Genomic DNA, 21,419 nt, shown 5'->3' on the forward strand with positions numbered 1-21,419 from the left:
ACGAGCCCGGGCGGGGACGGGGGCGGGCCCGCCGCCGTCGGTCACGCGGCCCGGGCACCGCCGACACCGGCCGGCACGGTCAGTTCCGCGGCCGTGGCGGCCCGGACCTCGTCGACGGTGACGCCGGGGGCGAGTTCGGCCAGGACGAAGCCGTCCTCGGTGATGTCGACGACGGCGAGGTCGGTGATGACGCGCTGGACGACGGCCAGCCCGGTGAGCGGCAGGGAGCACTCCTCGACGAGCTTGGGGGTGCCGTCCTTGGCGGTGTGCTCCATCAGGACGATGACCCGGCCGGCGCCGTGGACGAGGTCCATGGCGCCGCCCATCCCCTTGACCATCTTGCCGGGGATCGTCCAGTTGGCGAGGTCGCCGGAGGAGGAGACCTGCATGGCGCCGAGGACGGCGGCGTCGATGTGGCCGCCGCGGATCATGCCGAAGGACAGGGCGGAGTCGAAGAACGAGGCGCCGGGCAGGGTGGTGACGGTCTCCTTGCCGGCGTTGATGAGGTCGGCGTCCAGTTCGTCCTCGGTCGGGTACGGGCCCACGCCCAGGATGCCGTTCTCGGACTGCAGCACCACCTCGATGCCGGGCGGCAGGTGGTTGGGGACGAGGGTGGGGAGGCCGATGCCGAGGTTGACGTAGCTGCCGTCGGTCAGTTCGAGGGCGGCGCGGGCCGCCATCTGCTCGCGGGTGAGGGCCATCTCAGGCGTCGCCTTCCGGTCGTACGGTCCGGCGCTCGATGCGCCGCTCGGCTGCGGGGTCGCCGGGGGTGACCCGGACGACGCGCTGGACGAAGACGCCGGGCAGGTGGACCTCGTCGGGGTCGAGTTCGCCCGGCTCGACGAGGTGGTCCACCTCGGCGATGGTGATCCGGCCGGCCATGGCGGCCAGTGGGTTGAAGTTGCGGGCGGAGGAACGGAAGACGAGGTTGCCGTGCCGGTCGCCGATGGTCGCGCGGACGAGCGCGAAGTCGGTGGTGATGCCGTGTTCCAGCAGGTACGGGTGCCCGCCGAACTCCCGGGTCTCCTTGGGCGGGGAGGCGATGGCGACCGTGCCGTCGGCCGCGTACCGCCAGGGCAGTCCGCCCTCGCCGACCTGGGTGCCGGTCCCGGCGGGTGTGTAGAAGGCGGGGATGCCGGCGCCGCCGGCCCGCAGCCGCTCCGCCAGGGTGCCCTGGGGGACGAGTTCGACCTCCAGCTCGCCGCTCAGGTACTGGCGGGCGAACTCCTTGTTCTCTCCCACGTACGAGCTCGTCATGCGGGAGATCCGCCCGGCGGCGAGCAGGAGCCCGAGGCCCCAGTCGTCGACCCCGCAGTTGTTGGAGACGATCTCCAGACCGCTCAGCCCACGCTGCCACAGGGCGTCGATCAGCGTGCCCGGTATTCCGCACAGCCCGAAGCCGCCCACCGCGAGCGAGGCGCCGTCCGCGATGTCGGCCACCGCCTCCGCGGCGCTCGCGACTGTCTTGTCCAGACCCATACGGATCCCTTCCCTCGGGCGACCGGCATGACCTCGCTGGTCAGAGCCGGTGGCCGATACGACCGATGGGCAGCGAGCCTAGGCAGGCCGCAGGGACGCGACCATGGTTGTCATCCACACACCATGGGGGGCCTTCATGGGGACGACCACTGCCTCCGACGGTGCCGGGAGGGGGCCGGAACAGCGCGCGACCCCGGTGGGCACGGGCCGTCCGGGGTATGGGCTGCCGGCGGGTCGGTCGCCGGCAGCCGTTGCCCGACTCGTCGGACTTCCTGGTGATGCTCCACGGCCTGCCTGAGGACCGGCCCACCGACTGAGCCGGCGTCAGGACTGCCGCGGTACGGGAAGGGGGGGCGCGGCACGGGAAGGGGGCGGGAGGCGGCGGACGACGCCGCGGAGAGTCCGGCCGACGCGCTCCCGTCCGCCCCTTCGCGCGCGGTCGGGGCGTCAGCCCTGGGGCACCGCGACGTACGCCTCCCTGGGCGTGGTGGTCGGCGTGTAACGGGACGCGGCGGTCGCGGTCGGGATCAGGTCCCGGTGGATCACCTTGGCCACGGCCTGGATCGTGTTCACGCCGTAGTTCATCGTGCTGTTGTTGTCGGTGAGCACGGAGATGGTGTAGTCGTGGCCGTCGCCCTTGAACGCGCCGATGCTGTGCACGCGCCAGCCTCGTGTGGCGCGCTGCAGCCAGCCGTTCTTGACGTGCACGGACACGGAGGACGGCGCGCCGGCCGGGGTGCCCCACCTCTGTGAGGTGATGACGCGCCCCATGAGCTTGAGGATGTAGGCGCGGGCGTTGTCGCTCAGGACGTTGTTCCTGGCGGTGATCAGCGAGAGCAGCCGCTGCTCGTCGGTGACGTTGATCCGGGTGAGCCCCCAGTAGCCGCCGGACCCCGGCACCGTCCGCGTCATGCCGGCAGCCGTCAGGAAGCCCTTCACCTTGGTGACGCCGAGCTGGTTCCACAGGGAGGTGGTGGCCGCGTTGTCGGACTTGGTGATCATGGCGGTGGCGAGGTCGGACTCGCGTGAGGTCAGGTACCGGTTGGTCTTCTTGGCGTCCCAGAGGAGCGTGGCGAGGACGGTCACCTTCACGATGCTGGCCGAGTCGTACGAGACCGTGGCGCGCAGGGTGCAGGTGGTGTTCGTGGTGCGGTCGCGCAGGCCGACGGCGACGGTGCCGGTGCGCGAGGCGAGGGCGGCGGTGATGTCCCTCTGGAGCTTGGCGGCGAGCCCGGCCTTGCCCGACGTGCAGCTGACCTGCGGTGTGGTGGCGGCGGAAGCGGGCGCCGCGCCCGCGACGACGGGCACGAGCATCCCGGCGGCGGCCACGGCCGGAAGCGCGCGGGCACGCAAGGTCATGCGGTGAGTCATGTGGGTCCCCCTGGAAACGAAGCGAAGCGAACACGCCTGCGGCGTGCTCGCCTTACAAGACTCTTGAGCGTGCGGATGGTTGTGCGAATCCGGCGGAACCGGGGGATCGGGCGCCCCGCGGACGCGATGCCGCCGCGAGGAGCCCCGGCCTCCGGTCCCGTGAACAGCGGACGGAGCCACTCCAAGCCCCCGAACGGCCCGAGCCGGTGCCCTCGCCACGGCCTTCCGGGGCTGCTGACGCCCTTCCAGGTCCTTCGGGCGGCACACCTGGACGGCGAGTCGGTCTCGACCCGCGCTTCGTCACCGCCTTCGCGCAGGTGGTACGACGGCCCCGCCACCGACCGGTTCCGGACCACCGACCGGTTCCGGACCACCGACCGGTTCCGGCCCACCGACCGGCCGCGGGACCGTCCGCTACGCCGTCGCGAGCGCCGAGGTCGGTGACTGGCGGGCGGCGCGGACCGCCGGGTAGACGCCCGCCACCGTGCCGATCGCGAGGGTGGCGACGAAGCCGGCACCGGCCGCCCGGGGCGGCACCACTCAGGGCAGTCCGGCCGTGGAGGCGTACACGGCCGTCGCCGCCGCGCCCAGGACGACGCCGACGATGCCGCCGAGGCCCGACGGCATCAGGGACTCCGTGACGAACCGGATCCGGATCTGGCCCCGCGTCGCGCCGAGCGAGCGGCGCAGCCCGATCTCGTGTCGCCGTTCCAGGACCGAGATGATCATGGTGTTGGCGACGCCGACCGGGCGGCGGCCGCGCTGGCCGACGAGGCGGCGGAGCGGGGCGTGCAGGTCACCGTCCGAGCCCTGCCCCTGACCGTCGAAGGGGACCCCGTGCTCCTGGAGCGGCTCCTGCACGATCTGGTCGCGAACGCGGTGTGGCACAACGTCCCGCGGGGCGGGTCGACGTGCGCACCGGCCCCGCCGCCGGGATCGAGGTGTCCAACACCGGGTCGGTCGTGCCGCCCGACACGGTCCCTCTGCTCTTCCAGCCCTTCCGCCGGCTGAACGAACGCACCCACGCACCCGGGGAGGGGGCGGGCCTCGGCCTGTCGATCGTCGACGCCGTCGCCAGGGCGCACGGGGGAGCGGCGACGGCGACGGCCAACGCGGAGGGCGGCGGCCTGACGGTCCGGGTGGTGTTCCAGTAGCTCTCCGCGGGTTCTGCCGCACTGCTGGACCGGCACCCGCGCCACCTGCGGCCGGCGGCAGCCCCACGCACCCCTGACCGGCGATGACGACCGGCGTGGCAGCTGCCACTACGATTCCAGTGTTTGAATGGAACGTCGTCTTTGACCGAGCAAGGAGAAGCGCTGTGCCCCTGATGTCCGTCGTGATGCCCGTGTACAACTCGGCAGCGACGCTCGGTGCAGCGGTTCGGTCGGTGCTCACGCAGACCCACAGCGACCTGGAGCTGCTGATCACCGACGACAAGTCCTCCGACGACTCCATGGACCTGCTCATGGAGTTCGCCCGGCAGGACGAGCGCGTCAAGCCGAAGTCGGCACCGGAGCAGGGCGGTGCCGGCCGGGCGCGCAACCTCGCGATCGAGCGGGCCCGGGGGGATTACGTCGCCTTCCTCGACAGCGACGACATGTGGCTTCCGGAGAAGGCCGAGCGGCAGATCGAGTTCGCCGCGGCGGGCAGCGCGCCCTTGACGTTCACCTCCTACTACAAGATGGACGCCGACTACGCCGGCGAGAGCACCGACTTCGTCCCGAACGGGCGGGTGGTCCGGGCGCGGGAGCACGTGGACTACCGCGCGATGCTGGTGCGGGACCACATCGGCGCCCTGACCGCCATGTACGACCGCAATGTCCTCGGCACGCGGCTGATGCCGGAGATGCGGAAGCGGCAGGACTACGCCCTGTGGCTGTCGATCATGCGCGACGGCGCCGACGCCCGGGGCCTGGCCGAGCCGCTCGCGGTGTACAGGGCCCACCAGGCGGGTTCGCTGTCCTCCAACAAGCTGTCTCTGATCCCGTACAACTGGGAGCTGTACCGCGAGCACGAGGGGCTGTCGGTCCCCCGGTCGACCCGGGCGCTGGCCGGCGCCGTCTGGCAGTCGCTGCGCAACTCGCGGATCTAGAACCTTTCGGCCCGCCGCAAGAGCCGTGCCGCCCCCAGGACCGGCCGGGTCCTTCGCCGGGCGGTGATGCGGGGGCGCCGTCCTTTTCCCGGACGCGTGGCTCCTTCCCGCAAGCGCGGCGCCGGCCCGGACGGCACGCGGGATCCGGTCCCGCGTGCCGTCCGCATGCGTCGTTCCCCGCCCCGCCCCGGGCGGGGAACGACGAGCCGGCGATCCGGCAGCCGCACGACGCCGGGCGCCGGCTAGCAGCCGGCATCCGCGAGGACGTAATAGCCGGGCGCGGTCTGCTTCAGGGTGTGCGTGACGAACGTGTTGTACAGACCCATGGCCTGGCCGGAGCCCGTGGCGTAGGTCTGGCCGCCGCTCTGGTAGGCGCGGCCGGCGACGGTGTGCTGGTAGTTGTTCGCCGTGTAGCAGGCGGGCGTGGAGCCGGTGGTGGTCGCGGTCACCGACGAGGAGGCCGCCCCCACCGCCCCGGCCGCGTCCACGGCGGCCACCGTGTAGGCGTACGTGGTGCCGGCGGCCAGGCCCGTGTCGGTGTACGTGGTCGAGTTCGCGGTGCCGACCTTCGTGCCGCCGCGGTAGACGTCGTAGGAGGCCGCTCCGGGGACCGCGTTCCAGCTCAGCGACACGGTGGCGTCGGTGGTGCCGCCGACGGCGAGCCCCGCGGGGGCGGGCAGGGTGCCCGGGGTCTCACCGCTGCCGCCGCCGTCGAGTCCCCAGAAGCGGGCGGTGTGGTAGCTGGAGCAGATGGTGTCGAGGTAGTAGGTCCCGGCGGTGCCGCACTGTTCCGGGCCGCTGCCCGGGTCGACCGCCAGGCCGTGCGCCATGCCGGAGACCGAGTAGACCCGCACGGCGGGCTTGCCGGAGGCGTCGTCGTACTCGCTCAGCGTGGTGCCGCCGGAGAGGTTCTCGGTCCGGGAGGGCGTCTGGCCGATGCCCCACGCGTTCGTCCACTGGTCGCGCAGTTCGGTGGCGTTGGCCGGTACGACGGTGGTGTCCGAAGTGCCCTGCCAGATCGCCACGCGGGGCCAGGAGGCGGTGCCGGCGGGCGCGGCGGAGCGCACGAGGTCGCCCCATTGGGCGGGCGTCTTGTTCGGCGGGCTGTACATGCAGGTGTACGCGGCGGACACGCTCGTCGCGCAGTACGCGGGAAGTCCGGAGTCGATGGAGCCGCCGGCGAAGACGTCGGGGTAGGCGGCGAGCATGTTCGCGGTCATGCCGGCGCCCGCGGACAGACCGGTGATGTACACCCGACGCGGGTCGCTGCCGTAGCGCGCGACGGCGGCGTCGACCATCTGCCTGATGGACAGGGCCTCGCCCCTGCCCCGCGTGCTGTCGCCCGAATCGAACCAGTTGAAGCAGGAGTTGGAGTTGTTCGCGCTGGTCGTCTGGGGGAGGACGAGGGCGAACTCGTACTGGTCGGCGAACTTCGGCCAGCCCGAGTGGGCGTAGTAGTCGCTCGCGCTCTGCGTGCAGCCGTGCAGGGCGACGACGAGCGGTGCGCCCGGGGCGAGGCCGTCCGGCGCGTACGCGTGCATGGACAGGTTGCCGGGGTTGGAACCGAAGCCGGTGATCTGGGTCAGGCCCGCGGCGGACGCCTGGGGCCCGACGGCCACCAGGCCACCTGTCAGGGCGAGAGCGCCCGCGGCGGCGGTGAGCCAACGGCGGATGCCGCCGATGACGCGGCGGCTCTTCGGTGTACGGAACGGGGGGTACGGCTGTCCCATGGCTGATGCCTTCCGTGGGGGAGAGGACGAGGGGCACCGCGGCGGTTGCGGCTCGTGCCGCCGGTGTGGCGTGCATCATGCGGGCTGGTTCACCGACGCCGACATGGGCGGGACAGCCAGCCTTGACGAGGGATCAGTGTGTCGGCTTTCCATGGCCCGACCCGTGTACGGCCCAGTAGTGAGGAGGAGTCGAGCCGTGGCTTCTTTCAGCCACTCAGCGGGATGGTGGGAAGATCCACCAGAAGTCCGCCGATGATGGTCGGCAGCCCCATGTCCAGGGGGCGACCGGCGTCATAGCCTCCCGCAGAGCCTCGGAGGCGCACCGATGCGTCGTTCCCCTTCTGTACCGCACCCCGTCCCAGGCGGCGGGGCGCGCCGGCGGCACTCGCCCTGACCGCACTCGCCCTCACCACCGTCCCGTCCCCGGCGGCGCCCACCGCCCCCGGCGGACACTGCGCCCGCCTGACCCACCTCCGCGTCCCCGGCGCCGAACTCCAGCACGCGGCGTGCCTGGACGAACTCACCACGGCGGGCACCGTCGCCACCGGCCACACCGACCCCGTCGACTGGGCCGGGCTGACGCCCAAGGACCTGGCCGTCCCCACGGGAGTCCCCGGCGTCCAGATCGACGGCTACTTCCCCGACACCTCCACCACCAACCACGGCTGGAACCACGACGCCCAGTCCGTCATCCGCATGCCCGGCCGGTGGAACGGCGGTCTCGTCGTGGCGGGCACCCCCGGCAACCGCGAGCAGTACGCCGGCGACCGGGCCATCGCGGACCGGGTGTCGGCCCAGGGCTACGCGTACGCCGCCACGGACAAGGGCAACACCGGCCCCGCGTTCCACCGGGACGGAAAGGAGCCGCGCGACGCCATCGCCGAGTGGAACGACCGGGTCACCCAGCTCACCCGTGCCGCCCGCGCCACGATCGCCCAGCGCTACCACCGGCCCCCGTCCCGCACCCTGGTCACCGGCCTGTCCAACGCCGGCTACCTGGTGCGCCGGCAGCTGGAGAACCGTCCCGAGCTCTACGACGGGGGAGTCGACTGGGAAGGCGCCCTCTGGCGGGCCGACGGTCCCCACCTGCTGGACTTCCTGCCGAAGGCCCTGCGCGCCCATCCCTTGCACGCGGCGGGCGGCGAGGGCGCCGAAGAGGTGCGGCGGCAGATGCACGCGGCCGGCTTCCCGGAGGGCTCGGAGTTCCTGTGGCCGTACCACCACAAGGTCTACTGGGACCTGACCCAGCGCATCTACCGTGAGGAGCTGGACCCCGGCTTCGACGGCGCGACCGAGGCCGGCACCCCGTACTGCGCGACGGGCACGCCCGCCTGCGACACCGACTACGACTACGCGACCCGGCCGGAGGAGGTCCGGCGGGCCGTGGCGAAGATCGCGCTGACCGGGCGGATCGGCAAGCCCCTGATCACCCTGCACGGGACCCTGGACGCCTGCTGCCCATCAGCCGGGACTCGGACGTCTACGCGCGGATGGTGCGCGAGGCCGGCCGCGGCTCCCTGCACCGCTACTACCGCATCGAGGGCGGACCCCACACCGACCCGCTCGTCGACGCGTTCCCCGGCCGGCTGCGCCCCCTCACGCCGTGCCACCACGCCGCCTTCGCGGCCCTGGAGGACTGGCTGAGGACGGGCCACCGGCCACCCGCCCCGGGCACCGTCCCTCTCCGCGGCGACCAGGATCCCGTGACCCTGGTCAACAGCTGCCATCTGGACACGGGGAAGGCCGTCGGCACTTCCTCCTGAGCGCCACGGTTCCCTTCCGAGGGGAAACCCATGGTGCTCCGCTCCATTGAAACGCCCATGACTGTAGTTGATCCATCCATAGGCCGGGCGGAAGGTGCTCCCTACTGTTTCCGGCCATGACGAACACATTTCCCACCCCGGCCCCTCTGCCGTCGCCCGTCGCCGAGGTCGACCTCAGTGGGCGCACGGCCCTGGTGACGGGCGGCGGCAGCGGCATCGGCCGGGCCTGTGTGCTCGCTCTGGCACGGGCAGGCGCCACCGTCCACGTGGTCGACCGGGACGCCCCGGCGGCCAAGGCGGTCGCCGAGATCGTCGGCGGTCGGGCACAGGTGGCCGACCTCGCCGACCCGGGGGCCGTCGACCTCCTCCCGGCCGAGGTCGACATCCTGGTGAACAACGCCGGCCTCCAGCACGTCGCGCCCCTCACCGAGTTTCCGGTGGAGCGCTTCGAGCTGATCCAGAAGGTGATGGTCACCGCCCCGTTCCTGCTCATGCGGAGGACGCTGCCGCACATGTACGAGCGGGGCTGGGGCCGGATCGTCAACGTCTCCAGCGTCCACGGCCTGCGGGCCAGTGCCTACAAGGCCGCCTACGTCACCGCCAAGCACGCCCTGGAGGGGCTCAGCAAGGTCGCCGCCATCGAAGGCGCCCCGTACGGAGTGACCAGCAACTGCGTCAACCCCGGCTACGTCCGCACCCCCCTGGTCGAGGGCCAGGTCCGCGACCAGGCCGCCGCTCACGGCATCAGCGAGGGCGACGTCCTCTCGAACGTGATGCTCGCCCGCTCGGCCGTCAAGCGTCTCCTGGAGTCCGAGGAGGTGGCCGCCGCCGTCCTGTGGCTGTGCGGCCCCCACTCCGGATACCTCACCGGCACGTCCCTGCCGCTCGACGGCGGCTGGACCGCCGGCTGACCCCCGCCCGGCACAGACCCCGCTCCACCCGCCCCACCTCGTTCCGCCCCGTTCCGTCCCTTCGTGAAACCGGTGATTCCATGTCCGACACCACCACCAAGCCGAGAGGCGGCATCGGCCGCATCGTCGGAGCGAGCCTGATCGGCACCACCATCGAGTGGTACGACTTCTTCCTCTACGGTTCGGCCGCCGCCCTGGTGTTCAACACCCTGTTCTTCCCCAGCGCCGACCCCCTGGTGGGCACGCTCATCGCTTTCATCACCTACGCCATCGGATTCGCCGCCCGGCCGCTCGGCGGGATCGTCTTCGGTCACTTCGGGGACAAGATCGGACGCAAGAAGCTGCTGGTGCTCAGCCTCCTGATGATGGGCGGCGCCACCTTCGCGATGGGCCTGCTGCCCACGTACGACACCATCGGCGTCTGGGCGCCGATCCTGCTGACGGTGCTGCGCCTGGTCCAGGGCTTCGCCCTGGGCGGCGAATGGGGCGGGGCCGTCCTGATCGTCTCCGAGCACGGCGGCGACAAGAACCGCGGCTTCTGGGCCTCGTGGCCGCAGGCCGGCGCCCCGGGCGGCAACCTGCTCGCCACCGGCGTCCTCTCACTGCTCGCCGCCGTCCAGTCGGACGCCGCCTTCCAGTCCTGGGGCTGGCGCGTCCCCTTCCTGCTCTCCGGCCTGCTCGTCATGATCGGCCTCTGGATCCGCGTCTCGGTCTCCGAGTCCCCGGTCTTCCTGGAGGCGCAGGCCAAGGCCGAGGCCGCGGCCGCCGCGGGGGTCAAGGAGGAGGCCCCGGTCGTCGAGGTGTTCAAGCGCAGCTGGCGCGAGGTCCTGTCCGCGATCGGCACCCGCTTCGGCGAGAACATCTCGTACTACATCCTGACCTCCTTCCTCCTCGTGTACGTCACCACCCACCTGGGACTGGCGAAGAGCACCGCGCTGAACGCCGTCCTGATCGGCTCGGCCGTCCACTTCGTCACCATCCCCCTGTGGGGCGCGCTGTCCGACCGCATGGGCCGGCGCCCGGTGACCCTCATCGGTTCCGCGGGCATGGCGGTCTGGGCGTTCGTCTTCTTCGGCCTCGTCGACTCCGAGTCGTTCGTGGTGATCACCCTGGCCGTCACCGTCGGCCTGCTGCTGCACGGAGCGATGTACGGACCGCAGGCCGCGTTCATCTCCGAGATGTTCGACACCAAGGTCCGCTACTCCGGCGCCTCCATGGGCTCCCAGCTCGCCTCGATCCTCGCCGGCGCCCTCGCCCCGATCGTCGCGGTCGAACTCCTCAAGGACTACGGCAGCTCCACGCCCATCAGCGTCTACCTCTGCGCCGCGGCCGTGATCACCACCATCACCGTGGCCGTCACCCGAGAGACCCTCGGCCGCGACCTCACCCGCCCCAAGGACGGGGAGACCGCGGCGAGGCCCGTGGTCACCGCGGGCGACCAGGCGTAGCCCCCCGCGAGCCGCCCGGTCCGCCGTCACCAGGGACGTGACGACGGCGGACCGTGGTCACGACCGCAGCGCCATCCGCCCCCACGGCCGCGAGGAGGCCCCATGACCGCCGGCCGTCGAGCCGATGCCCGCCCGCCGTCGTCGCCCACCGAAGCGGCCGCGCGCCGCATGCTGGACCTCCTCGCGGCCGACGCCCCGGCACAGGAGCTCGCCGCCCAGCCCGCGCGTTCGCGCGCCGTCGACGGAGCCACCCCGGCCGACGTCGAATGGATCGAGGAGACCACCGAGGTCGCCCTGTCGGTGCGGCGGGTGCTCGACCAGTACCGCCGCAGGGAGGCGGAACTGGTGGCCCTGTTCGACACCGCGGGCGACCTGGCCGGGCTCCGGGACCTCGACGCCGTGCTGCGCGCCATCGTCCGCCGGGCCCGTACCCTGCTCGGCTCCGACGTCGCCTACCTCACCCTCAACGACCCCGTCGCACAGGACACCTTCATGCGCGTCACCGAGGGTTCCGTCTCGGCGGCCTTCCAGCAGCTCCGCCTGGGCATGGGCGAAGGCCTCGGCGGCCTGGTCGCGCAGACCGCGCGTCCCTACGCCAGCACGGACTACCGCACCGACCGGCGCTACCGGCACACCGGCACCATCGACGACGGCGTGGCCGAGGAAGGACTCCGCGGCATCCTCGGAGTCCCGCTGCGCCTCGGAGAGGAGATCATCGGCGTCCTCTTCGCCGCGGACCGCACCCCGCGCGAATTCACCCCCGACGCCATCGCCCTCCTCGGCTCGCTCGCCGACCACGCCGCCGTCGCCATCGACAGCGCGCGCCGGCTGGAGGAGACCCGCACCGCTCTCGCCCGGCTCGAAGCCGCCAACGCGACGGCCCGCGCGCACAGCGAAGCCCTGCACCAGGCGTCCGACGCCCACGACCGGCTGTCCAAGCTGGTCCTGCGCGGAGCCGGCACCGACGAAGTGGCGGCCGAGATCGCGGCGCTGCTCGGCGGGGGAGTGGCCGTCCACGACACCGACGGCACCGAGCTGGCCCGGGTCGGCACCGAACCGGTGACGCCCTCCACCGTCAGTCACGACGCCTCGCACGGCGAGGGCCGCGCCGTCCACGCCCACGGCGTGTGGACCTGCGCCGTCCTCGCCGGCGCCGAGCCGCTGGGCAGCATCGTCCTGACCGGACGCGCGGACCTCTCCGAGGCCGACCGGCGGCTGTTCGAACGCGCGGCGCTCGTCACCGCCATGCTCCTGCTCATCCGCCGCTCGGTCGCCGAGACCGAGGACCGGGTACGCGGCGAACTCCTCGACGACCTCCTCGCGGACCCCTCCTCCTCGGCGCACCGGGACGGCAGGAGTCTCGCCCTGCGCGCCCGGCGCCTCGGAGTCGACCTGACCCGCCCCCACGCCATCGCGGTCCTCGACAGCGAGCCCGCCCTGCGCCCCCGGCTCGCCGCGGAAGCCGCCCGCGTCGTGCGCGGGCTCGGCGGCCTGGCGGGCACCCGGCACGGGCACAGCGTCCTGCTCGTGCCCTGCGAGCGGCCCGGAGCGTTCGCCCGCGAACTCGCCGCCGACCTGGCGCGGATCATCGGCGTGCCCGTCACCGTGGGCGCGGCCGGCCCCGGGACGGGGCCGGAGCAGCTCGCCGCCCTCCACGCCGAGGCGCTGCGCTGCCTGTCGGCGCTCCACGCCCTCGACCGCACCGGAGACGGTGCCGACAGCGCGGACCTGGGCTTCGTCGGCGTCCTGCTCGGCGACCGGGCCGACGTCGGCTCGTACGTCGGCCGCGTCCTCGGGCCCGTCCTCGCCTACGACGCCGAGCGCGGCACCGAACTGGTGCGCACCCTGCACGCCTACTACGACCACGGGGCCAGCCTCTCCCGCGCCAAGGACGCCCTCCACGTCCACGTGAACACCGTCGTCCAGCGCCTGGACCGGGTTGCGCAACTCCTGGGCCCCGACTGGAACGCCCCGGCCAGCGCCCTGGAGGTCCACCTGGCGCTCCGTCTCCACCAGCTGTCCCGAGGCGCCCCCGGCCGCGGAACCGAGGGCGGCTGAACCGGCGGACCGGAGGGGCGGCTTCGGCGAGCCCCACGACGCGCAGCACCGGCCCCCCGGCCGGACCCGGGTCGGGCGAGCCTTCCGCCGCCTCCTGCCGGTGTGCTCCCGCGCACCCCCGAACGGCGGCGGGGCGGGCACCGCCCGGTACGATCCCGGGGTTCCGGCGGCCGCGCGTGCGCGCCGGCCGCATCGCGTGACCGTTCGAGGGGGACCACATGACGCGGCAGGGGACCGTCGCGATCGAGCCGATGGACGGGACGGCCGCGGTGCGGGCCGCGGACGCGTTCCGGCTGATCTACGCCGAGGCCTTCGCCGGGCCTCCCTACCACGAGACCGAGGACGGCGTCGCCGCCGCCTTCCGCCGCTTCCCCGCGCAGGCGGGCGACCGCGCCTTCCGCGCCGCCCTGGCCCGTGCCGGGGACGGCGAGCCGGTCGGCATGGCGTACGGCCGACCGCTCCCGTCCGACACGGTGTGGTGGGACGAACTCACCGGGCCCGTGCCCGACGCCGTGCGGCGCGAGGACGGGCGCCGCACCTTCGGGCTCATGGAACTCGCGGTGCGCGGAGCGTGGCGCGGACGGGGCGTCGCACGGGCCCTGCACACGGCGCTGCTCGACGGGATCGGTGCCGAGCGGGTGCTGTTGAACGTCCACCCGGCGAACGAGGCGGCGACGGCCGCCTACCGGGCGTGGGGCTACCGCAAGGTCGGCGAGGCGCGGCCGGGGGGCGGAGCCGCGGACCTCCACGACGTGATGCTGCTCGACCTGCGCCGAGGACCGGCCCGTCCCTCATAGGGGAGCGGCGGTGCCGGGGCGCAGACGGTCGCTCAGGAAGGCCAGGATCTCGTCCCGGGCCCGGACGGTGGGGTGGCCCACCTCGTCGACGAGGTGGGCGGTGACGACGCTGTGCGGCGTACCGACCTGCTCGGCGAAGAACGGCGGGGGAGCGGGGTTCGCCGCGCCGTCCGGGAGGACACGGCCGTCGAAGGCGTCCCCCAGCAGCGCGCGGTACGCGGCGAAGCGGCGGCCCGTGCACCAGCGGTCGCCCTCGAAGCGGTAGGAGAGGACGGTCAGCCCGTCGCGGGCCACCCGCTCCCGGATCGCGCGCGCGTCCGCCTCGTCGAGTTCGAGCCCGCCGGGGTCGTCGAGGGGCAGGGAGGGGTGGTTGACCACGGGCGCGATCACGGCCGGCTCCAGGGTCATGGTGAGGGCGAAGTTGCCGGTGAAGCAGAGGCCGATCGCGCCGACGCCCGGGCCGCCGCACTCGGCGTGCGCCCGGCGCGCCAGACCGCGCAGCCACGCCGTGACCGGGCTCGTGCCGCCTCCGGCGAACGCCCGGAACTCCGCGCTGACGCACGCCCGCCGGACCACCTCCCGGCCCCCCTCCAGCGTGGGGAAGGCACCGTCGGTCCCGAAGAGGGAGGGCACGTGGACGGTGAAGCCGGCGTCCCGCACCCAGCGGGCGAGGCGCAGCACGTCGGGACTGATGCCGGGCATCTCGGGCAGGACGACGACGGCGGGGCCGGCACCGGCCGTGTGGACCGTCTTCACCACGCCGTCCACGTCGACGGGGCGGTGGTCGAAGTCGTCGATCGGATCGTCGGCAGGAGGAGTCATGGGCACAGCGTGGCCCGCGCACCGGGCGCCGGGTGAGGGGCGGGATCGCCGACTCCACCGGTAATCTCGCCACCATGAGCGCGCTGCGTGTCGGCGTCCTGGCGTATCCGGGCTGCTTCGCCTCCGAAGTCTTCGGCGTGCCCGACCTGTTGACGATGGCCGGGCACGTCGCGGGGCCCGGCGGGCCCGACTACCGGGTCTCGATCGTCTCGCCGCGCCGCCGGGTCACCGCCTCCGGCGGCACGCGGCTCGACGTCGGCCCGCTGCGCGAGGTCGACGTCCTCGTCGTGCCGGGCTTCGAACTGCTCCCCGGCGCGGACCTCGACGAGCGGCTCGGCGCCCTCGCCCCCGAGACCGCGGCGATCCGCGCGCACTTCGCCGCCGGCACCGCCGTCGTCTCGCTCTGCGTCGGCGCGTTCCTGCCGGCCGACGCCGGGCTGCTCGACGGGCGCCGCGCCACGACGTCCTGGCTCCACGCGGACGCCCTGGCCCGCCGCCACCCGGCCGCCGACGTCCGGCCCGAAGAGCTCGTTGTCACCGACACGGGGGTGACGACCACGGCCGCCTTCAGCGCCATGTACGATTTCGCGCTGGACCTGATCCGCCGGCACGGCGGGCCCCGCGTGGCCCGCGCCACCGCCCGCCTCGCCCTCCTCGACGACGCGCGCACCTCGCAGACCCCGTACGTGGACGCCCGGCTCCTTCCGCGGCCCGGCCACGGGTTCTCCGAGCGGGTCATGCGCCACCTCGACCAGCACCTCGCCGACCGCTACGACCTCGCGGCCCTCGCCGCCGCCTTCGGCGTCAGCACCCGGACCCTGCTGCGCCGCTTCGCCGCCGAGACCGGCCGCACCCCCCTCGCCCACCTCCAGGCATCCCGCGTCCGCCGCGCCCGCCACCTCCTGGAGACCACCGACCGCACCGTCGCCGCCGTCGCCGCCTCCGTCGGCTACCGCGACCCCGGCACCTTCACCGCCCTCTTCACCCGCCACACGGGCCGCCCGCCGAGCGCCCACCGCGCGGCCCTCCGCCCCCGCCGGAAACCGGCAACGTGAACAACAGCGGTCAAAGAGGCAGCTGGGAAAGGGAGTTGCCGGAGCGCTGCGATACGTTGAGGACGTGACCGACATCGAATCGCGCATCGACACCTCCCGGCCGCACACCGCCCGGATATGGAACTACTGGACCGGCGGCAAGGACAACTACCCGGTCGACCGGGAAGCCGGCGACCGGATCCGCGAGCTGCACCCCGGGATCGGGGAGTACGCGAAGGCGGACCGGCTTTTCCTGGGGCGGGCGGTGCGGCACCTGGCCGAGCAGGAGGGCATCCGGCAGTTCCTGGACATCGGTACGGGGCTGCCGAGCGCCGACAACACGCACGAGGTCGCCCAGCGCGTCGCCCCCGACGCGCGGGTCGTGTACGTCGACAACGACCCGCTCGTCCTCGCACACGCCCGCGCCCTGCTGGTCGGCACGCCCGAGGGACGCACCGACTACCTGGACGCCGACCTGCGGGACGTCGACACGATCCTGGCCGCCGCGGCCAAGACCCTCGACCTCTCGCAGCCGGTCGCGCTGATGCTGCTCGGGGTCGTCATCTTCGTCGAGGACGACGAGGAGTCGTACGGAGTCGTCCGCCGGCTCGTGGACGCGCTCGCCCCCGGCAGCCACCTCGTCCTGTCCCACACGGTCACCCACCCCGACATGCCGGACGTCGACGCGGCGGTGGCGTTCTGGAACGAGCACGGCACCCCCAAGCTCACCCAGCGCACCCCCGAGGAGATCGCGCGCTACTTCGACGGCCTGGAGCTGCTGGAGCCCGGCGTGGTGTCCTGCTCCGCGTGGCGGCCGGAGACGCCGACGCCGGACGTCGCGATGTACGCGGGCGTCGGCCGCAAGGGGTAGTCGGCCGCAAGGGGTAGGAGACGAGGCGCCCGGGGCTACGGGGTGAGCCAACCGCGCAGGAGCCTGCTCACGGCGGGCATCGCCACGTAGGTCATCAGGACGTTGAAGACGCAGGCGACGACCGCGCTGCTCAGCAGGAGGGGCAGCGCGGTGAGGCAGGGGACGAGGAAGAGGCTGCCGAGCACGGAGATCGGATAGATCGCCAGGGTCGCGCTGATCGTCATCTTCCACCGGGGCGGCGCGGGCCGGGTCGACCCCGGCTCGGCGAACCAGGTCTCCATTCCGGTGAGTTCGCGCCGGGCGATCTCGGTGTGGTGGTGCCCCTGGCAGTCGGCGAACCAGGCGGCCCGCTCGGGGGACTCCTGCCAGGCCCGGCAGGCCTCCGCGTCCCGGAAACGGTGGATGAGGAACCAGGGGGCGTCGCCGCCGGAGGAGCGGAAGAGTCCGTACCCGAGGTGGCCGGGGAAGCCGGCCGCCGTGTCGAGGATGCCCTTCGCCCACAGCTCGAAGGCGGCTTCGTGACCGGGCTCCACCCGGCGGGCTATCAGCAGGGTCACCTCGCCGGTGTCGGCGGGGACGGTGGTGTGTTCAAGGCCGGCCGTGGTCACGGATGCTCCTCATGATCATGCCGCGCCCGCGCCCACTCTACGCCGCGCCGGCGAGGGCGGCGCAAAGGGGCGGTCGCCTCTTCAGGGCATTCGGCGGCGGGCCGCCGCGCGGCGTCGGAGCGGGCCGACGGGTTCGGGATATCAGTGGTCGCAGGCGGCGGTCGGAGGCGACCGCCACTGTCCGGAAAGGCGGGAGCCCCGTGACCGTCAAGGCCATCCCCGAGGGATATCCGCGTGTCACGCCGTACCTCTGCGTCGACGGAGCCGCGGAGGCGATCGACTTCTACGTCTCCGTGTTCGGAGCGACCGAGCGGGTGAGGATGCCGGCGCCCGACGGCACGATCGGCCATGCCGAGCTGGAGCTGGGGAACGCGCTCATCATGCTCGCGGACGAGTTCCCGAGCATGGGCTTCCGCTCCCCGAAGACGGTGGGCGGCACGCCCGTCACCCTGCACGTGTACGTCGAGGACGTCGACGAGGTCTTCGCCGGGGCCCTCGCCCGGGGCGCGAAGGAACTGTCACCGGTGAAGAACGAGTTCTACGGCGACCGCACCGGACAGATCGAGGACCCCTTCGGCCACCGCTGGAACCTCTCCACCCACGTCGAGGACGTCTCCCCGGAGGAGATGGAGAAGCGGGCCGCGGAGGCCATGCGGTCCATGGAGGCCCCCCGGTACGGCGACTGAGCGCCCGCCCCGCGGCCCCGCGCCGGGGAAGTCGACGTGCGCGCCGCCCGTCGCGTGCGGATGCGGGGCCTCCCGGCGGGCCACCGCCGCCCGTACGCCCGCGGTGTCCGCGCACCGTGCGGGGCGTGCCGGCTCACCGGACCCGGAAGGTGGCCATCATGCCCATGGCCGAGTGGTCGAGCATGTGGCAGTGGTACACGTAGTCGCCCCGGAAGCCGTCGAACGTCGCGTGCAGTTTCACCGTCTCGCCCGGCATGACCCGGACCGTGTCCTTCAGGCCCGCCTCGGTCGGGCCGGCGGGCCGTCCGCCGCGTTCGAGGACCCGGAACTGGACCAGGTGCAGATGGAAGTTGTGCGGGGCGCGCTTGTTGGCGTTGGTGACGTTCCAGATCTCGGAGGACCCGAAGGCCACGGTGGCGTCGACGCGCTCGGGGTCGAACAGCCGGCCGTTGACGAACCCCCGGGGGTCGGGGCGCCCGTCCTCGTCCATGCTGAGCTCGATGTGGCGGGTGACGGCGGCCTTGGGCAGCGCGGCGGCGGGCGGCAGGGCGCGCAGCACCTCGGGGACGCGGCTGGGGTCGTCGGCGGTGCGCACGACGTCGAAGCGGAGCACCTTGCCGATCTGCTCGGGCCGGCCCGGTCCGGTGTCGGCGAGGACCAGCCGGGTGCCGACGCGGTAGCGGGAGAAGTCGACGACCACGTCGGCGCGTTCCCCGGGCGAGAGCGTGAGGACGGGCACCGCGACGGGGCGTTCGAGCAGGCCGCCGTCCGATGCGATCTGGGTCAGCGGAGTGCCGTCGGACAGGCTCAGTGCGAAGAACCGCAGGTTGGAGCCGTTGAGCAGACGGAAACGGTACTTGCGGGCCGCGACCTGGAAGTACGGGGTGGGCCTGCCGTTGGCGAGGACGGTGGTGCGGTTGCGGTCGCCCGTCGTGTACGCCAGCTGCCCGCGCTCGTCGAAGCGGGCGTCGCGGATCGTGACGGGCACGTCGTACCGGCCCTTGGGCAGCGGAAGGCTCTGTTCGAGGTCGTCCGTGAGCAGATAACCGCCGGACAGGCCGCGGTAGACGTGCTCGGCCTCCATGTGGTGGGCGTGGTCGTGGAACCAGAGCGAGGCGTGGGGCTGCCGGTTGGTGTACACGTACGTCCGCGCGGTGCCGGGGGCGAAGACGTCCATCGGGTTGCCGTCGGAGGGAGGCGGGACGTTCCCGCCGTGCAGGTGGACCGTGACCGGCATGCCGAGGCCGTTGTGGTGGCGGACGAGGACGCGGCGCCCGGAGCGGGCGTGGATGACGGGGCCGGGGAAGTGCCCGTCGTAGGTCAGGACGTCGGTGGCGATGCCGGGGAGGATCTCGGCGGTGGCCTTGCGGATGGTCAGCTCGTAGCAGTCCACGCTGCCCGTCGAGGTGAGGGGGCGCAGCACGTGCGGGACCGGCATGGCGGTGGTGAAGGCGGGCGGCACGGGGGCCCGCGCGGGGCGCGGGCCGGCCGGCGGCAGGGCCTCCGCCGCGTACGCCTCGCCCCCGGCGGGGGCGCCGGGGGCGAGGAGCGGCAGGCCTGCGGCGGCGAGGGCCCCGCCGAGCACGCTGCGACGGGTGATCATCGGCTTCCTCCCGGGAGGTGGGCGGCGAGTGACGCCGGGCGAGGGACTTCCGGCGGGCCGGCCGACACCCTGTGGTCCAGGTCTAACCGAGAGCGGCGGGAACCGCACACGGCGACCGCGCCGGGGCGGCCCCCCCGACGCCGTCCCGGGTCGGCCCCGACGGCCTGGCGTCCGGCGCGAGGGCCGTCCGGTCCGGCACCGGACCAGGTACTCCGTGCGGGGAAGCCGGGGGCAGGTCTTCACGGGGGAAGGCGGGGGCAGGGGGGAACCGCGGGTGGGGAACGCGAGGCGGACACGGCCGAGTGGTGGACCGGCACGGCGGCCAGGGGCAGCAGGACGGCCCGTACCCGCATGAACGTGCGCACCGGATGACCGCCGCCCGCCACCGCGACGACCGCGACGACCGCGAGGAGGGAGAAGACGCCGAGCACGCCGTGGACCTCGACGCCCGCCCTCGCCCTGGCGAAGGCTCGGCGGGGGACGGCACGGTCGAACGGGGCGGCCGGGGACGGGTCGTTCGGACCGGTTTCCATGCGCGCCGGCCCTGCCGGGCGTCCGGCGGGACCGGCATCCGTCCGGCCGTACGAGGGGACGGGGCCGGCCCCAGCTCCCTCGTACGGCCGGGGAGTCCCCGGCCGCCCTCGGCCTCGGGGTGGGGAACGGACCGTCAGAGCCCCTCGGCCGCCCCGTCGGAGTGTCCGATCGGCTCATCGCCCGACGCCTCTTCCCGGGCGAGAGCGCGACCGGCACGTACACGACCTCGCCGTCCGGCAGGCTCGGCACCGTCGGGCGGCCCCGGTCAGCCGGTCTTCGCCAGGCCCGCCGCCCGGCCGTCCGCGTCCCGGACGACCTCCAGGACCTCGTCGACGGCGGTGCGGTCGATCGGACCGAACACATGCGGGAAGAGGGTCCCTTCGGGGACGCCGGGCGGCGGGGTCGGCACGGCGGCCTCCCACTCCGTCCTGGCCGTGAGCCGGTTCTCGTCGAGGAGGAGCACCAGGAGCGGCCCGGAGGCGCTGCCGAAGAAGGCGTTGACGACGGCGAGCGTGGTCGGCTCGTCGGGGGAGCAGTGGACGAAGCCCTCCTCCGCGAGGGAGGCGGGGGCGTACGGCTCCTCCGGCCGGGCGGACCATTCGGCGGGCGTCACCACGTGGTAGATCATGTTCCGGTTATAGCAGGGGCTGCCGCCGGCTCCCGGGGGTCACCAGGTCCGCCCGGCCTCGACCAGCAGGTCCCGGACCCGGGTGACGTCGGGGTTGTCGGGGCGGCCCGGGCGCTGGACGAGGTAGCCGGTGTTGATGGGCGGGTCCTCCGGTTCGTGCAGGGACACGAGGGCGCCGGAGGCCAGTTCGGCGTGGCAGAGGTAGCGCGGCAGGACGCTGAAGCCCGCTCCGGCGACGACGGCGGCGAGCACCCCGCGCAGATCGGGCACGGTCACGGCGGCGGGCCGGGACAGCCGCGCCCCGAACACGTGACGCCAGTAGCGGCGGGCGATGGGCAGGTCCTCGGCGTACGCGACCAGGGGGACGGGGTGCAGTGCCGCAGGCCCCTCCAGGGCCAGTCGCTCCTTGACGCGGCCGGCCCACGCGGGGGCCGCGACGAGGACGAACTCCTCGTCGGTGAGCGGTACGGCGGTCAGCGCCCGGCCGCGCGGCCGGAAGGTGGCGATCACCAGATCGTGCCGGCCCGCGCGCAGTTCGTCGAGGAGCGGCTCGGTCAGACCCGGGCTCACCCTCAGCCGTACGCCTTCCGCCGCCAGCGGGGCGAGGGCGGGCAGGACGCGCGTGCAGAGCAGTTCGGCGGGGCCCGCCAGATGGACGGGAGCGGCCCGCCCGTGGGGTGCGGCCTCGTGTCCGGTCACCGCGGCCAGCGCGTCGAGGGGCCCGGCGACCCGGGCCGCGAGGTCGTCGGCGACGGCGGTCGGGGCGACACCGCGCGGCAGCCGCTCGAAGAGTTCGCGCCCCGTCTGCCGCTCCAGGGCGCGGATCTGGGTGGTCACCGTCGGCTGCGACAGACCGAGCAGCCCCGCGGCTGCGGTGAACGAACCGGAGCGGTGGACGGCCAGGAACGTCCGCAGCAGGTTCAGGTCGGTCACCGGCTGCACCGCGTCACCGCCGGTCGCTCCATCGGGATCCTTATGCCTCAC

At 73.6% G+C, this 21,419-nt stretch carries 19 protein-coding genes and 2 pseudogenes; 10 read left to right on the plus strand and 11 right to left on the minus strand.

Translation table 11 applies throughout. The features are described from left to right. Window positions 1-41: 41 nt before the first annotated feature. The 4 genes and pseudogenes from K7G60_RS16855 to K7G60_RS16870 all read right to left on the minus strand — a co-directional run. Window positions 42-701, minus strand: coding sequence for a CoA transferase subunit B (locus K7G60_RS16855; protein WP_225801729.1), 660 nt, complete (start codon window positions 699-701; stop codon window positions 42-44). Between the two features lies 1 nt (window position 702). Then, window positions 703-1,479 (minus strand): CoA transferase subunit A, encoded by a 777-nt coding sequence (locus K7G60_RS16860; RefSeq protein WP_225801730.1) that lies wholly within the window; start codon window positions 1,477-1,479, stop codon window positions 703-705. A gap of 447 nt (window positions 1,480-1,926) precedes the next feature. Continuing rightward, window positions 1,927-2,793: a serine hydrolase gene (locus K7G60_RS16865; protein WP_225801763.1), complete on the minus strand. Its 867-nt coding sequence runs from the start codon at window positions 2,791-2,793 to the stop codon at window positions 1,927-1,929. Between the two features lie 471 nt (window positions 2,794-3,264). Continuing rightward, window positions 3,265-3,597 (minus strand): annotated as a pseudogene (locus K7G60_RS16870) (ABC transporter permease); the annotation flags it as partial. A gap of 134 nt (window positions 3,598-3,731) precedes the next feature. On the opposite strand from K7G60_RS16870, the gene K7G60_RS16875 reads away from it, so the two are divergent. After that, the gene (locus K7G60_RS16875) at window positions 3,732-4,004 is read left to right on the plus strand and encodes an ATP-binding protein (protein ID WP_308081336.1); all 273 of its coding nucleotides are present in this window, start codon (window positions 3,732-3,734) and stop codon (window positions 4,002-4,004) included. Between the two features lie 164 nt (window positions 4,005-4,168). Further along, entirely contained in the window at window positions 4,169-4,942 is a 774-nt protein-coding gene (locus K7G60_RS16880) for a glycosyltransferase family 2 protein (protein WP_225801731.1), read from the plus strand. 242 nt (window positions 4,943-5,184) lie between these two features. Here K7G60_RS16880 and K7G60_RS16885 read toward each other — a convergent pair whose 3' ends face one another. Further along, window positions 5,185-6,672 (minus strand): PHB depolymerase family esterase, encoded by a 1,488-nt coding sequence (locus tag K7G60_RS16885; RefSeq protein ID WP_225801732.1) that lies wholly within the window; start codon window positions 6,670-6,672, stop codon window positions 5,185-5,187. 390 nt (window positions 6,673-7,062) lie between these two features. Between K7G60_RS16885 and K7G60_RS16890 the strand changes: the two are divergent. The 5 genes and pseudogenes from K7G60_RS16890 to K7G60_RS16910 all read left to right on the plus strand — a co-directional run bounded on the left by K7G60_RS16890 (window position 7,063) and on the right by K7G60_RS16910 (window position 13,649). Then, a pseudogene (locus tag K7G60_RS16890) lies at window positions 7,063-8,435 on the plus strand (tannase/feruloyl esterase family alpha/beta hydrolase). 116 nt (window positions 8,436-8,551) lie between these two features. Next, on the plus strand, window positions 8,552-9,346 hold the full coding sequence (locus tag K7G60_RS16895; RefSeq protein WP_225801733.1) for a 3-hydroxybutyrate dehydrogenase: 795 nt from the start codon (window positions 8,552-8,554) through the stop codon (window positions 9,344-9,346). A gap of 80 nt (window positions 9,347-9,426) precedes the next feature. Continuing rightward, window positions 9,427-10,794, plus strand: coding sequence for an MFS transporter (locus tag K7G60_RS16900; RefSeq protein ID WP_225801734.1), 1,368 nt, complete (start codon window positions 9,427-9,429; stop codon window positions 10,792-10,794). 102 nt (window positions 10,795-10,896) lie between these two features. Further along, window positions 10,897-12,852: a GAF domain-containing protein gene (locus K7G60_RS16905; protein ID WP_225801735.1), complete on the plus strand. Its 1,956-nt coding sequence runs from the start codon at window positions 10,897-10,899 to the stop codon at window positions 12,850-12,852. 218 nt (window positions 12,853-13,070) lie between these two features. Then, the gene (locus K7G60_RS16910) at window positions 13,071-13,649 is read left to right on the plus strand and encodes an N-acetyltransferase (RefSeq protein WP_225801736.1); all 579 of its coding nucleotides are present in this window, start codon (window positions 13,071-13,073) and stop codon (window positions 13,647-13,649) included. Here K7G60_RS16910 and K7G60_RS16915 read toward each other — a convergent pair. Continuing rightward, window positions 13,644-14,471, minus strand: a complete 828-nt coding sequence (locus K7G60_RS16915) for a dienelactone hydrolase family protein (protein WP_225801737.1) — start codon at window positions 14,469-14,471, stop codon at window positions 13,644-13,646. The genes K7G60_RS16910 and K7G60_RS16915 overlap by 6 nt on opposite strands. Window positions 14,472-14,545: 74 nt before the next feature. On the opposite strand from K7G60_RS16915, the gene K7G60_RS16920 reads away from it, so the two are divergent. Next, the gene (locus tag K7G60_RS16920; protein ID WP_225801738.1) at window positions 14,546-15,526 is read left to right on the plus strand and encodes a GlxA family transcriptional regulator; all 981 of its coding nucleotides are present in this window, start codon (window positions 14,546-14,548) and stop codon (window positions 15,524-15,526) included. 64 nt (window positions 15,527-15,590) lie between these two features. Beyond that, entirely contained in the window at window positions 15,591-16,376 is a 786-nt protein-coding gene (locus K7G60_RS16925; RefSeq protein WP_225801739.1) for an SAM-dependent methyltransferase, read from the plus strand. Window positions 16,377-16,411: 35 nt separating this feature from the next. On the opposite strand, the gene K7G60_RS16930 is transcribed toward K7G60_RS16925, so the two are convergent. Next, entirely contained in the window at window positions 16,412-16,984 is a 573-nt protein-coding gene (locus tag K7G60_RS16930; RefSeq protein ID WP_225801740.1) for an antibiotic biosynthesis monooxygenase, read from the minus strand. A 200-nt stretch (window positions 16,985-17,184) separates the two neighbouring features. On the opposite strand from K7G60_RS16930, the gene K7G60_RS16935 reads away from it, so the two are divergent. Then, window positions 17,185-17,670, plus strand: a complete 486-nt coding sequence (locus K7G60_RS16935) for a VOC family protein (protein WP_225801741.1) — start codon at window positions 17,185-17,187, stop codon at window positions 17,668-17,670. A gap of 133 nt (window positions 17,671-17,803) precedes the next feature. Here the strand turns inward: K7G60_RS16935 and K7G60_RS16940 are convergent, their stop codons facing one another. The 4 genes from K7G60_RS16940 to K7G60_RS16955 form a co-directional block, all read right to left on the minus strand. Continuing rightward, complete coding sequence (locus K7G60_RS16940) at window positions 17,804-19,273, minus strand: multicopper oxidase family protein (RefSeq protein ID WP_225801742.1); 1,470 nt, start codon at window positions 19,271-19,273, stop codon at window positions 17,804-17,806. Between the two features lie 239 nt (window positions 19,274-19,512). Further along, the gene (locus K7G60_RS16945) at window positions 19,513-19,806 is read right to left on the minus strand and encodes a hypothetical protein (RefSeq protein ID WP_225801743.1); all 294 of its coding nucleotides are present in this window, start codon (window positions 19,804-19,806) and stop codon (window positions 19,513-19,515) included. Window positions 19,807-20,072: 266 nt separating this feature from the next. Then, window positions 20,073-20,435, minus strand: a complete 363-nt coding sequence (locus K7G60_RS16950; protein WP_225801744.1) for a DUF952 domain-containing protein — start codon at window positions 20,433-20,435, stop codon at window positions 20,073-20,075. 39 nt (window positions 20,436-20,474) lie between these two features. After that, entirely contained in the window at window positions 20,475-21,419 is a 945-nt protein-coding gene (locus K7G60_RS16955; RefSeq protein WP_225801745.1) for a LysR family transcriptional regulator, read from the minus strand.

The sequence above is a fragment of the Streptomyces sp. NK15101 genome (assembly GCF_020400725.1).
In the GTDB taxonomy this organism is placed as follows: Bacteria; Actinomycetota; Actinomycetes; order Streptomycetales; family Streptomycetaceae; genus Streptomyces.

Excerpts from the sequence above, each read along its gene's own strand:
- K7G60_RS16950 (WP_225801744.1), bottom strand. The coding sequence starts at position 20,435 with ATGATCTACCACGTGGTGACGCCCGCCGAATGGTCCGCCCGGCCGGAG.
- K7G60_RS16860 (WP_225801730.1), bottom strand. The coding sequence starts at position 1,479 with ATGGGTCTGGACAAGACAGTCGCGAGCGCCGCGGAGGCGGTGGCCGAC.
- K7G60_RS16865 (WP_225801763.1), bottom strand. The coding sequence starts at position 2,793 with ATGCTCGTGCCCGTCGTCGCGGGCGCGGCGCCCGCTTCCGCCGCCACC.
- K7G60_RS16945 (WP_225801743.1), bottom strand. The coding sequence starts at position 19,806 with ATGGAAACCGGTCCGAACGACCCGTCCCCGGCCGCCCCGTTCGACCGT.
- K7G60_RS16885 (WP_225801732.1), bottom strand. The coding sequence starts at position 6,672 with ATGGGACAGCCGTACCCCCCGTTCCGTACACCGAAGAGCCGCCGCGTC.
- K7G60_RS16855 (WP_225801729.1), bottom strand. The coding sequence starts at position 701 with ATGGCCCTCACCCGCGAGCAGATGGCGGCCCGCGCCGCCCTCGAACTG.
- K7G60_RS16920 (WP_225801738.1), top strand. The coding sequence starts at position 14,546 with ATGAGCGCGCTGCGTGTCGGCGTCCTGGCGTATCCGGGCTGCTTCGCC.
- K7G60_RS16900 (WP_225801734.1), top strand. The coding sequence starts at position 9,427 with ATGTCCGACACCACCACCAAGCCGAGAGGCGGCATCGGCCGCATCGTC.
- K7G60_RS16940 (WP_225801742.1), bottom strand. The coding sequence starts at position 19,273 with ATGATCACCCGTCGCAGCGTGCTCGGCGGGGCCCTCGCCGCCGCAGGC.
- K7G60_RS16905 (WP_225801735.1), top strand. The coding sequence starts at position 10,897 with ATGACCGCCGGCCGTCGAGCCGATGCCCGCCCGCCGTCGTCGCCCACC.
- K7G60_RS16895 (WP_225801733.1), top strand. The coding sequence starts at position 8,552 with ATGACGAACACATTTCCCACCCCGGCCCCTCTGCCGTCGCCCGTCGCC.
- K7G60_RS16910 (WP_225801736.1), top strand. The coding sequence starts at position 13,071 with ATGACGCGGCAGGGGACCGTCGCGATCGAGCCGATGGACGGGACGGCC.
- K7G60_RS16915 (WP_225801737.1), bottom strand. The coding sequence starts at position 14,471 with ATGACTCCTCCTGCCGACGATCCGATCGACGACTTCGACCACCGCCCC.